Source organism: Vibrio sp. TRT 17S01 (assembly GCF_050113695.1).
Taxonomy (GTDB): Bacteria; Pseudomonadota; Gammaproteobacteria; order Enterobacterales; family Vibrionaceae; genus Vibrio.
The window spans coordinates 183,408-196,641 of record NZ_JBNJOG010000004.1; the positions used below are offsets into that span (position 1 = coordinate 183,408).

A 13,234-nucleotide genomic window follows, 5' to 3' on the forward strand; every position below is an offset into this window, starting at 1 on the left:
GTTCCCATTTCCAAAATTAGCCTCCGTAGAATCTTTTAAACCCACCTAAAACTGTAAATTCATTACAGTCTATCCTTTTTGTAAATAATGTTTTTTCGATGAAATTATAGTGACTTGATTATATTTTTTATCAAGCTGATATGTTGATGGAATTAATTAGTTTAGAGCAATTAGTCTGCAAGTTAATTAACTATTATTAATTTGAATTACAGTCACAAAACACAATCGATATATAGTAATTAATAATTAAAAAATAAAAACAATCATTATTTCTAAAATTTCACAAGTCATTGATTTTTATGTAATTTTACTTATCTATCTCTAGTTTGGTATTTTTCTGGGTTATTATTTGCCTCTGTATTATTTTTGTCGTGGATTTTTTTTAATATTTTCGACATGTTAGTTTTTTGTCGGCTAAATGGGAAACAAATAACAGATGAGATAAAAATGAAAAAAATACCTATTTCAGTATCCATGATGGTACTTGCAGCTGGTAGTTCTTTTAGCGCGTCGGCTGAAGTTATGATTGTTTCAGGAGTTAAGGGGGATTTAATTCCACCCAACCTCCTTTCTAGACACTGGAACAATTATAAAATCGTATTAACAAACACTTCTGACACTCCTTTAGAACTTCATGATCAAACTTTTAGTTTCACAACTCCTATCGCTCTGACGGCGGCACCATGGGGTTTAGGAATTGGCTCACTACAGCTTGAACCGACTACGTCAGAAGGTGAAGGTTATCGAAATAATTTTCTGTTTAAAGCGTTTGATGGCGTATCAATGGTGTTGCAGCCGGGCGCTGCTATCACAATGGAGTTTGGTTACGGTCAATCGCTGGATGAGCAGCTTGTTGAATCTTCATTCCGCCTATTTGGTGAAGGAGGAGGTAACATAAGTAACGCTCCTTCAGTGACATTGCTCAAGCCCGAAACGGATCTGACGATTGTTTCTGGTGAGCCATTATTATTACAAGCCAATGCTGATGATGTTGACGGCGATCTCCAAGGTGTGAAGTTTTTTGCCAATGATCACTTGCTTGCGGATGACCAAAATGAACCCTACGAGCTGTCTGTTTCCTCACTAGAAGTCGGTACTCATTCTGTTTATGTCAAAGCCTATGACGCTGATGGCAACACGACTCAAAGTGCGGTGAGAAAAATTACGGTGGAAGCTGGCAAAGGTAGTGCGCCAGAAGTTGCGCTAACAGCTCCGACCGGAAATGTTGAGATTGAGCTGGGCGATTCAGTTCTGATTGCCGCAAGCGCTACCGATGTTGATGGTGATTTAAAAGCTGTCGAGCTTTATGTTGATGGCTATAAAATGCAGACTGTCAACCAAGCACCTTACCAATTTCAATTTACACCAATTAATGAGGGCGTTTTTGCCATTCACGTGGTAGCGGTTGATGCTGCTGGAAACCAAGCGTCTTCAACTTCGTATTCTATCAAGGTGGCTAAACCTAGTGTGGAAACAATCCCACCAGTTGTATCACTACAATCTCCTGCTGGAAACATCGTCACGTTAGTTAATGAGCAAATCCCACTTATCGCTCAGGCTTCAGATGCCGACGGTGATTTAAAATCAGTCCGATTTTTTGCTAATGGAGCGCTAATTGCTGAAATGACTCAGTCGCCTTATGCGACCTCCATGACGGCTAAGGAAGGAGAAACCGCTGTTTATGTTGAAGCGGAAGATAATGCGGGTAACGTGACACGTTCAGGGAGCATTTCTGTCGTGGCCAACACCTTGTCCGAAGGAACCGGTAGCGGTGAAGGTGGAGCATGTGATGTGCCTCAGTATGTTAATGGAACCGCATATGTAGTGGGTGACAAAGTACAAAATAACAGTTCGATTTACGTATGTAAGCAATTTGGTTGGTGTGGCCAAGCACCGTATGAACCGGGTGTTAATTGGCAAGGTGCCGAATTTTGGAAAGATGCATGGACGCTTGAAGGCGCTTGTGACGCAAAAGCGAATAACGCGCCTACTATTGCGCTAACGGCTCCAGAAGTCACAGACAGTGCCCCTTTCCATATTACAGCTGCAACCAATGATGATGATGGCAGTGTTGTTGGCGTAGACTATTACATTTCTGGTGCGCTTTACCGATCAGTGACAACATCGCCTTTTACGCTTGAGCATGAAGGGTTAGTCCAAGGTGAATATGCCATTTTTGCCGTTGCGACCGATGATCTAGGTGCTCAAACACGCTCAGAAACGCTGACTTTGAATGTCGCAGCCGGCTTTGAAGGCAATCGCCTGACACTGACCTTCCCAGCATTTGATCATAAAGATCTATTAGACCCACCAGCAGAGCTGCAAAATCAGATCTTGACGGGTTCGTTATATTGTCCGGAGGACGGCAGTCGAACGCCAGTTCAGGGCTCTTGGGGAGAAACGGTTCACCTTGATGGATTGAGTGAGTGCCAATATCAATTGAACTTGGATGGTTTCAGTGGTTATGTTGCTCGCTTTTCACCGTGGGTGATCGATTTTAGTAAGACAGAAGAACGTCAAATTGAAATTGATGCTTTGTATCGTGCTCCTATTGACACTGACGCCCTGTTTCCGCTTGGAGGAGTTCAGGTTGAAACTTACCTAGAAGGTATTTATCAACCGCGCTCAATGGCAATGGGCGACAACATGCTGTTTGTTGGGTCCTCTTCAATCATGCTTGATAATGAGCCTTTGAGTGGCACGGTTTACGCTGTTGAGTTGGATCCTCAAACCAAGAAACCAGTGGGCACTTATATTGTTGCCGAAGGCGAAGAGCCTCATGGCGTTGCCTATAGGGATGGAACACTTTATTACAGTACGGTTGGCGCTTTATATAAAATTGAAAATATAAAAGAGAGCTTTAAGAATCGTCCTAAGGCTGAAAAGATCTTCACCTATCCTGCTGATGGTGAAAAAACGCCAATTCCTAACGAGCAATGGTGGACGCGGATGCAACACCAGAAGCATCCACTGAAATTTAACACGGCTGATCCAACCGATAAGAAGCTTTATACCGCGGCAGGCCTTCCTTGTAATATTTGTACTACGCCGGAAGAGGAGCTCTACGGAACAATTTTCTCGATTGACCTAGAGACGGGCCAATATGACATCTTGGCCAATGGTATTCGAAATGCCGTTGGTTTTGATTGGCACCCTAAAACGGGTGAAATCTGGTTTAGTGATAACAACCGTCAGCAGTTTGATAACCCAGATGAAATTAACCACATTTCTAATCCGGGTAACCAGAACTTTGGTGCGCCAATTTTCTTTGGTAAAGACACGCGAGGACTCACCGATGAAGAAATGGCGAATTGGGAAGACTTATTGCTCGGTGGTGAAGGCAGTGTGGGTTATCCAATTATCCCGCCAAAAGCCATTTTGCCGCAAATTGATTATGACGTTGTAAAACCGACAGATTTTGCCGGTGCTGCTTTTGATATCTTCACGAACAGTGCACCGCTAGGGGTTAAGTTCTGGAATGCTTTTTCAAAATCTGACAACGTGCAGCATCTGGTGTATGCCACGCATGGTAACAGCAAGCCGGAGCATCCGGGTTTAGAGCTTCGCATGGTGACCATTGAAAATGGCAACAAGATCATTCACGAGCGTCCATTGGTTACAGGCTGGATGCGTGATCGCAATGCAGTGGAATCTTACGCATGTTTGACGGATGCTTGTATTGGCCGCCCCGTTGAATTCTTAGAAATGCCAGACGGTTCAATGTTGGTTTCAGATGATAAAGCCAGCGTGATTTACCGTGTTGCCTATGACGCAACACTAGCCAATATCAAGCAAGTTACATTTACGACGACAGAAGCGCCAGATGTGTCGGTTCAAGATGAAATGGTATCCGGTGCGTTGATCCATCCTAATGGCCATGAAAGCAAGTTCCATGTTGCATGGGGCGCGTCCGACATGATCATTGATGGGCTGAAGAACGGCACTTACAAAGTTCGCCTGAATGATATTGGGGACTATATCCCAGAGCAGCGTAACTTGGATATTGTCATTTCAGATGCCGCGCCTAAGGCGACGGTTGCGCTGAAATACATTGATAAACCCGTTGATCTTCAAGGCACAGTGTCATTTACAGCACCAAGTAAACCAACGGGTGCAACGGAGTCGGGACTGTTGTTGACGATTGTTAATCAGGCTGATCACACATCCATTGAACGTCAAGTAGCATGGGGTGAGACGTTAGAAGCGCAGCTAGGCTATGGTTCTTACGAAATTCTATACCCATACCTTAAAGGCTTTTATCCAAGCCCACTGAAAGAAAACATCAATATTAACGAGTCCAGTTTAGAGCATAACTTGAACGTTTCTTATGTTGGGTATAGCTCTGGTGCCGATTTGATGAAGCAAAACTGTACCGCTTGTCACTCAACCGATTTCTTTGATAACGCCAATAAAGCCAACACTTGGCAAAACGCTGGTTATGAGGCTCTGATCAACAAGATTATGTCGATGCCAGTTGCCGGTCACTGCGATCGTCAATGTGCAGAGGAAATCGCAGATTACCTGTTTGATGAAGTGTGGGATGAGTATTTGAACGTCGGTGATTCATTTGGTTCACGTCAAGTACGACTCCTGAGCTCTTTGGAGTACGCCAACAGTATCGAAGACCTATTTGGCCTTGATATCGACAAGAATAAGCTCCCTAAAGACAAATACAGCCGTGAATTCAAGTTTGCAGGGCAATCAAGCCAAGGGGTCGTTCTCACGGAAGATATGAAGAAATACCACGCAATGGCCGTAGATATTTCCCAGCGTATTGATGAAGACAAACTGGGTTATAGCAATGGCATTAATAAGGCGCAGTACATTAATGAGATGGGGCTTAAGGTCTACCGTCGTCCACTGACGGCCGATGAAGTCACTCGCTTTACTGGCTTTATTGAACAATATGGCGCTCGCGATATGTTGGCGGCGATGTTGTTATCACCTAACTTCCTGTATCGCTCTGAACTTGGTGAGCAAACCGCTGAAGCGAATGTGTATGAGCTGACACCGTATGAATTAGCAACGGCGCTGTCTTATAGCTTCTTAGGCACAACGCCTAGCTCATCTCTATTGGCAAAAGCAGAACGTGGCGAGTTAGCAACCAACGAACAAGTCGCTGCTGAAGTCGCTGCAATGATCCAGAGCCCACGGGGTATTCAGCGATTTACTGACTTTGTTGGTTACTACGTTCACACGCAAGTTCAAGAGTTGCCAGTGAAGCCGGGGCTAAGTAACGAATTGGTGAACGCTATGGCTCAGGAGCAGGCGGAGTTTATTCGTTACTTCTTAACGGAAGGAAAGGGCACAGTTCAAGAGCTGTTCAATGCAAACTTCACCTTTGTGAATGGTGTACTGGCTAACCACTACGGCATTGGCGGAGTCAGTGGCGATGAGTTCCAAAAGGTTACCGTCACAAATGGCCAACGAGGTGGTTTGTTGCACCAAGGCCTGACACAGGTAGTGAACTCAGATTACGCTGCGACGTCACTCGTTAAACGAGGTTTGATGATCAGACAAAACCTGTTATGTCGCACCATTGGTGTGCCAGTTGATGTGGATCCTGATTCAATTGAATTGCCACATACTCCAATTACAACCCGGGAGCGCTGGGACACCATTAACGGTGAGTTTGCGTCAGCAGGTCAATGTTGGGAGTGTCACCAGTTCATGAATGACACGGGTGCTTCACTTGAGAACTACGACCAAACAGGTAAATGGAGAACAGAAGAACCTGCGTTTAATGAGCCTTCAGTCATGCTGCCGATTGATGCCTCCGGTCCTTTAACAGATAACACTGGAATGCATACCATGCTGGAGTTCAATAATGCGCGTGATATCTCTGCTAACTTCCCAACCAATGTAACGGTTCTACAGTGTTTAGCCGATAGCTACTTCCGTTATGCCATGGGATATGAAGTGGACAGTTCAGCCATATCGAGTGTTCAAAACATGACCAAGGAGCTTGAAAACAGTGGCTCTATTAAGGAGATGTTAGAGAAGCTTGCCACATCTCATATGTTCAAGTTTAAAAAGGAGAGTAACTGATGCCTTTTCTAAAAAGTCGTAGACGATTTCTTCAAGCTGCTGCTGGGGCGAGTGTGCTTGCTCCGCTTTCTTTACCTGGGTTGACGAGAGTTGCGCAAGCCGCCACTACCGGACATGCGAAAACTAAAGTGGTGTTTTTTGTGGTACCGGATGGATTTGCGACTGATAGCTTCCATTCTGGCTTTAACCAAGGTCTCTGGTTTCCAAAAATGGAAACGCCGAATGAGGTAGATACGGGGGCATTTACACTTAATGAAGTCAGTCAGGAGCTTGCAGCCTATAAAAACCAGTCATTGTATCTTCAGGGTATGATTTTGGGGGAAGGTAATGCGGGTCACGGTGGTTGGGCAGAAGTACTGCGCGATCGCGCTAAATCTCAAACCTCCATCGATGTTTTACTTGGTCAGGTGATGCCGGGAACAGACCCGTCTCAACGAGCTATTTTTGTAGGGCCACATGCTACAGACAGTGTTAACTGGTACGTTTCTTGGAACGGTACCAATAAACGTGTCCCACAGGGCAATCCGAAATTGCTATTTGAGAATATTTTCGGCACGGCGTATAGCAGGACGCAAACTAGAACCACAGCAAACAATGGCGGAACACACTTGTTTGATCCGATTAATCAGGACATTCAGACCTTACGTTCCAAACTTTCAGGGCGAGAGCGACAGAAACTTGATACTCACCTCGACTCGATGGAACAAGTGATTTCAGACATGGAAAATACTATTCCAGTTACCGCAGAATGTCGTCCTGTGATGCCTGAGAACAATCCAATTATGTCTCCGGATTTTCGTAATCAAGTTCAGGCAAGTCATCACCAAGTAGTAGCGACAGCATTAAGTTGTGGTATCTCGCGAGTGGCGACAGTGCAAGTCGGACGTTCAGCAGACCAAGTGGTGATCAAAGAAGCCAGTACCAATGCAAATCCCCATGACCTTGCTCACCGTTATAAGAGTGAAGCGGAATGGAAAGCCAGTCGTAAATGGTATGCACGCCAAGCTAAGTTATTTCTGGATGAATTGTCCCGACACGCCGACCCAGATGTGCCGTCTGACTCATTGTTGGATCATACATTAGTGGTGATCACCTCTGAAATGTCAGATGGAGCGCCGGAGCATCAATACAACATGCCTATGTTGATGGTCGGTGGGGCATCAGGTTTGCTCAATAATGGTAGTGGTCAGGGCCGGTACTACAACATTGCCCAACATGGTGACAGAAACCACTGGGCAGCAGGAAAACAAGTCGATATGCAGCGGATCTGGGCTACGGTGGCTCAAGCTGTGGGTGGTACGACTGTTCCATATGGAGGAAATATCAGTACAGTTCCTGGAATATTTAATAATATTACATAGTCATTTAACTTTTATAAGTAATAAGGGGGAAGGTTGCTTCCCCCTATATCAGGAATAACAGTGTGAAAATTAACGTATCTGGAATTTTATTATCAGTATTGGCGCTTTTAGGTTTATTTGGTTGCGAGCAACAAAATAATAAACCACAAGTAACAAAAGACCCTATGGTTAAAACAGAGAACAAAGATGTCGTGATCACAGGCTTTATTAAGCCAAAAAATAGAAATATTCCATTTGTTGAAGTGCCGGCAAAGGTCACGCTAGAAGAGATGAATCGTGGCGGCGATCATAAAGTACTGGCATCTACGATAGTGAAAGCCAGTTATGATACTGGTTTTCTAGCACAGTATACGCTGGATTATAATCAAGCTCAGCTAAACAAGAAGTCAAAGTACTTTGTTCGTGTTGAAGCAAAAGAAGGCAGCACATTGCTATGGCACAATAATATATTAGCCTCTGGTGTAAAAAATCCGTTTGAAGATAGTCAGATTAATATAACGATTCAATAAATTGATTTACTCTCTTTTTATATATAAAAGAGAGTAGTCATGAATATATGATTAATTCTATTTTGGGAGGTTTGTAAATACTTAAGATAGATATGTAAAGCAGTGCATCAAAATCTTGATTGATTCAGGAAGAATAAAAATATTTTTAATCAATATCAGTGTCTAGGTTTATTCAAACTTCTGGACTAACTCTGTACGTATAATAAAAGGGAAAGTAATGAAAGTTAACTTTATATCTCAGTCTCTATTATTCGCTCTATCTACAACGTCTTCTTTTATTTCAGTAGCGGCTGAACCAAGTCGGGAAGTGACGGTTGAACAACGTTGGAACTCGGAACGCTATTACCAAGAACAAAGACGTTTAATGAAGACGCATCCTATTCAATCTTCAGGTTTTTGGGCGGATGCCAACGATGAGTTGGTGATTAGCTACGAGTATCAAGGGATAGATATCAAAGATAAGCCTCAGGTTTGGATTGTGCCAATTCAGTACCGAGATCAAATCAAGTCATCACCACAGAAAGTGACATTGAAGCCGGGACAAAACATCATTAAGGTTCGAGAGAAAGGTGTCATTTATTATGCACCGATGAGTCCGCCTTCTGATCGTTCACTGACGTTAAAGATGGAAAATGGTGGTCGAGAAATGCCACGTTTTATTTTGAACAAAGATACGGATGCCGAGTGGCAAAACATGCTGTCTCGTTATAACAGTTCCCCATATGGTGAGCTTGTTGGTGAGCGAATGATATTGACGCTTCCAATGTCTCACATGAACAAAATCTCAAACCCGACAGAGATCATGGCAACGTGGGACCGTATTGTATCTTTGGCTGAAGAACAATATGGCTTAGATGAACAAAACAACCCACCTAACTCAGGCACCAAGCTGCAGTATATGTTTCAGTCGAAACCGGATGATACTCCGGGGTACATGTCGGCCTCGCATTTCTGGTTGGGCACCAATGAGCGTGGTTTCTATGATGTGACGACTGAGCTCTCTAATTCATGGGGACCATGGCATGAACTCGGACATCACTATCAAATGCCATTTATGACTTGGAATGGCTTAACTGAAGTAACGGTGAACCTGACGTCATTGTATGTGCAGCGTGAGTTGCAAGGTGTATCGCGGCTCAACGATGTTTGGCCGCGCGCTCAGACCTTTTTCAATACGACTGAAAAGTATAATGATTCCAATGACCTGTTCATGAAAGTAGGGATGTTTTGGCAGTTAGATCTTGCGTTTGGTAAAGATTTCTATGCACGTTTAGGTCGACATATTCGCTCGCTTGAAAATGCGACGTTCCCATATGCCCATGACCAGCGTCAGCAAGCTTTCATTTTAGAGAGTAGCCGAGTCTCTGGTTTCGACCTCACTCCCTTCTTTGAAAAGTGGAAACTGGAAGTTACGCCCGAAACGAAGCAGCAGATCTTAGCTCTGAATCTCGCCAAGCTCGATAAACCAATTTGGAACAATACGGACGAAAATAAAGCGTACGTTTATCCATTGTCTCAACAAAATATCAACGCAGAAATCGTATTACCCAAATCAGTCAGTGTTGGTGAAACCTTCACGGTCACGGCTAACGTCACTAACCGTACCCAAGCGGATGAGCTTGACTACCAGTTTGAGGTACCGACTGGCTTTGAGTTACTGTCTCAGCAAGGTAACAGTGTGATATTAAAAGCACCAGAAAGTGGGTTGGTACACAATGCCATTTCTATGGTTAGGGTGAATGTGAGTGATGGAGTTCGAACGTTTCCTGCCGCCAACGGAACCCGGGTGTTCTTGCCAAATCGCCATCAATCAAACGACAGCTATCTGATTGATTTAATGAAAAGCAAATATGAGGTTAGTGATATCAAAGAGTGGGATCACGCCGACTCTATTTGGGGCGACAGACAAACAGCCAAAGTTGGTGAAATCTACAAATACGCTCGAGGAAGTGGGTTGTATTTCTATCAGTTGGTGAAGTCCCCTTATTATTACTTCCCATTTGAAGCATCGTCGGATCCGAACAATAGCTGGTGGAAAGAAGTTGGTCGATTTGACCTTCGTACCCATTATGACAAGAGTGAGATATCGGTTAATAACAAGCCTGTAGCCATGGCTGGTGATGATATGACGGTAATAGCCCCAGCGGAAGTCGTGTTATCAGGAGAGAAGTCATATGATCCGGATGGTGACTCATTGACCTTTTTATGGCAACAGGTTTCTGGTGAGAAAATAACGCTATCTAATCCAACTGCACCAAGGATGACCGTGCAGCTACCGGAACTGTCGAGTGGCCAACAATATGTCTTTTCGCTAGCAGTCTCTGATGGCTCCGCAACGAGCCGTGATGAGGTTGTGATTACAGCGAAAAGCGCTGCAGAGGTTAACCAACCTCCGCAAGTTTCACTGAATCCGCTACCGGATGTCAAAGCTGGCGAATCTGTAGAGATTATGGCCACTGCGAGCGATGCAGATGGTGATCAACTTGAGTATCAGTGGCAAACGTCTGGCTTGGCATATACATCATTGGCGAAAGATAAAATCCGTATCATGGCACCAACAGTGGAGGTCGACACGGGTTACACCATTTCAGTAACTGTGACCGATGGGAAGGGGGGGGCGGATTCATCTTCAACCCGCCTAAATGTTTTAACCAGCAATGACAGTTGTAGCGTGAGTGACCCTGCGGCCGGTTCCTATGAGAGCTGGAGTGTAAGTAAAACGTACAACACTGGGGATACAGTGAGTTACAATCAGTTAGTCTGGCAAGCACAATACTGGACCAAAGGCAATCAACCAGACACAAGTGATGCATGGGCATTACTAAGTGATGTTGCACTGCCTTGGGATGTATCGACTGCATATTCTGGAGGTGATGAAGTGACTTATGAGGGCCATCAATATCAAGCGCAATGGTGGACCCGAGGTGAGGTTCCGGGAAGTGCCCCAGTGTGGACCAAAACGGGCAACGCCTGCCAATAAAAGTGCAAAACGGCCACGTTATCGTGGCCGTTCTTCAATGTATGTTACAGCTCAGTGGGTTGGTAATACAAAATGCTCATCGACATCGGAAGCTGAAGCACTTGTTTATGTGCTTGTCCGGTTAACACACTGGTTTGATTGGTGTCGCAGATCACTAGCCAGTCCTGTTCCCTATCGCTCGGAAGGGTAAATCGTGCGGGGGCATTGGTTTGATTGATCAGATAAAGCAGCTCTTGCCCCTTTTCGTTAATGCCTAGATGTAATGACACCGCACTAAGTTGATTCCAGTCGTCATGCTCCATCACTGTGCCATCAATTCTGCGCCAAACAATACGATTAAAATTACGCTGTTTACCACTAAACGCCTTGATAAAAGGCACCATAAATTCCTGCCTAGCAGCGACCATATCAGAAAGCCAAGTGCGGAATGTGTGTTTTAATGGTGCTTCTTGCCAATTGAGCCAACTGATGGCGTTGTCTTGGCAATAGGCGTTGTTATTACCTTTTTGACTGTGAGAGAGCACGTCAGCCATTAAAATATGAGGAATACCAAAGGCAAACAGTAAGCTGGCCATGAAGTTGCGTTTCTGTCGCTCGCGTTTACTTTGAATGGTGATACTGGTCGTGAGGCCTTCGTGGCCATAGTTATCGGAGCGGTTATCTCCATGACCATCACGATTTTGTTCGCCGTTAGCCTCGTTATGTTTGTGCTTATAAGACACCAGATCTTGCAAAGAGAAGCCATCATGGTAGGTGATATAATTCACCGTCATCCGATAGGGCCAATTGGCGGCGCTGTATAGATCGCGAGAGCCCATTAATCGGGTCGCAAACTCTTTTAAATAGCCTTTATCACCACGCCAGAAACTTCGTGTGATATCACGAAGGCGATCATTACACTCGTTCCAACCAAACGGGAAATGGCCGACCTGATAACCATTGGGGCCAATATCCCAAGGCTCTGCAATCAGCTTTACCTCTCGTAAGATAGGATCTTGAGCAACGGCTTTAAAAAAAGCGCTGCCAGAATTGAAATTATCTCCCTCTCGCCCCAGTGTGGCCGCTAAGTCAAAACGAAAGCCATCAATATGGAACTCTTTCACCCAGTAGCGCAGTGTGTCCATAACCAAATTGAGAGAGGCTTGATGCGATAAGTCGACGGTATTGCCACACCCCGTGTAGTTGGCGTAATGGTGTCCGTGTTTGAGGTAATACTTATGATCCAATGCTTTTAAGTTGAAAGTAGGACCACCTTCTCCCCCTTCAGCCGTATGGTTGTAGACAACATCCATGATCACTTCAATGCCATGTCGATGCAGTTCACGAATTGTGGTTTTCAATTCAGTCACCGCATCGTGCTCTGCATAGCGAGGGTCGGGCACCATGAACAAATACGGGTTGTATCCCCAATAGTTGGTTTTGTGCATTTCCAGAAGGTGTGGTTCATGCATACAAGCGGTAATTGGCAGTAGCTGTAAGGTATTGATATTTTGCTGACGATAGAAGCTGAGCATGCTTTCGCTGATTAAGCCAAGGTACTTACCTCGGCAGGCTTCTTCCACCTGTGGATTGAGCATAGTGACGCCTTTCACATGCGTTTCAAAAAGGATCATTTCATTTCTGCAACGCTTAGGAGCCACAACGTTTTGCCAGTCGAAATCGTCTTTGATCACCACGCATTTGGCTAAGGTAAAACTGGTGTCAGCGGTAAAAGGCAGCTTATACGTCAGTGGTTTGTCGAGCGATTTGGCATAGGGGTCGGAAATATAATGGGTTAGGTCTGCAACAGAGCAGAGATAGCCATAACGTTGCCCGGCTTGAATACCCTCGATATGAGTATAACGGACTCCAGCTTGTTCATTGCCCAGCGGGTGGGTTGTGTAACCACCTTGATCGTCAAAGAGCGCCAATTGGAGGTCTTGGCTGTCTGGGGCATAAATCGAAAAGTTGCACCCCGTTTCATCGAGTGTGGCTCCAAGTGGATACGGGCGAGAATTCGTCACTGTCATTGTTCAATATTATTTTTGTATTTCTGAATCTTAAGTAAATGTCTTTGTCTTTCTTTGGTCAAGCACCCTAGGGCAATTAATTTAAGTGTAATTTATTTTCATTTTGATGACGCTCAAAGGTAAAAAAGTGAGCGGCTTGGCGTTTTGTTCTGATTATTTTGATCGGTCAGCAAATATCTCCACCCAAATATTGTGACACGCGGCAATAAAATCGTGTTCTGTAAATTTTCTCCTCCTTACTCATCCCCCTGAAATAAACAAGAGGTGGAGGAAGTGCACTTTCTCCTCCTTAGGTAACCTTTCTCACAGTTGAAACGAATGGGGGCT

The 13,234-nt window shown here is 44.6% G+C and carries 5 protein-coding genes; 4 read left to right on the forward strand and 1 reads right to left on the reverse strand.

The window, feature by feature from the left end; genetic code table 11:
* Positions 1-447: 447 nt before the first annotated feature.
* From ACQEXS_RS08580 to ACQEXS_RS08595, 4 genes are all read left to right on the forward strand, one after another.
* Positions 448-6,048 (forward strand): Ig-like domain-containing protein, encoded by a 5,601-nt coding sequence (locus tag ACQEXS_RS08580; RefSeq protein WP_427013517.1) that lies wholly within the window; start codon positions 448-450, stop codon positions 6,046-6,048.
* Positions 6,048-7,409, forward strand: a complete 1,362-nt coding sequence (locus ACQEXS_RS08585) for a DUF1552 domain-containing protein (RefSeq protein WP_427013518.1) — start codon at positions 6,048-6,050, stop codon at positions 7,407-7,409. Before ACQEXS_RS08580 ends, ACQEXS_RS08585 begins: the two co-directional genes overlap by 1 nt.
* Positions 7,410-7,471: 62 nt before the next feature.
* Positions 7,472-7,918, forward strand: coding sequence for a hypothetical protein (locus ACQEXS_RS08590; protein WP_367989292.1), 447 nt, complete (start codon positions 7,472-7,474; stop codon positions 7,916-7,918).
* 217 nt (positions 7,919-8,135) lie between these two features.
* Positions 8,136-10,898, forward strand: a complete 2,763-nt coding sequence (locus ACQEXS_RS08595) for a M60 family metallopeptidase (RefSeq protein WP_427013519.1) — start codon at positions 8,136-8,138, stop codon at positions 10,896-10,898.
* A 44-nt stretch (positions 10,899-10,942) separates the two neighbouring features.
* On the opposite strand, the gene glgX is transcribed toward ACQEXS_RS08595, so the two are convergent.
* Positions 10,943-12,907, reverse strand: a complete 1,965-nt coding sequence (glgX, locus tag ACQEXS_RS08600) for a glycogen debranching protein GlgX (protein WP_427013520.1) — start codon at positions 12,905-12,907, stop codon at positions 10,943-10,945.
* Positions 12,908-13,234: the final 327 nt, after the last annotated feature.

Bases quoted from the DNA above. Each gene is read 5' to 3' on its own strand.
- ACQEXS_RS08585 (WP_427013518.1), top strand. From the start codon at position 6,048: ATGCCTTTTCTAAAAAGTCGTAGACGATTTCTTCAAGCTGCTGCTGGG.
- glgX (WP_427013520.1), bottom strand. From the start codon at position 12,907: ATGACAGTGACGAATTCTCGCCCGTATCCACTTGGAGCCACACTCGAT.
- ACQEXS_RS08595 (WP_427013519.1), top strand. From the start codon at position 8,136: ATGAAAGTTAACTTTATATCTCAGTCTCTATTATTCGCTCTATCTACA.
- ACQEXS_RS08580 (WP_427013517.1), top strand. From the start codon at position 448: ATGAAAAAAATACCTATTTCAGTATCCATGATGGTACTTGCAGCTGGT.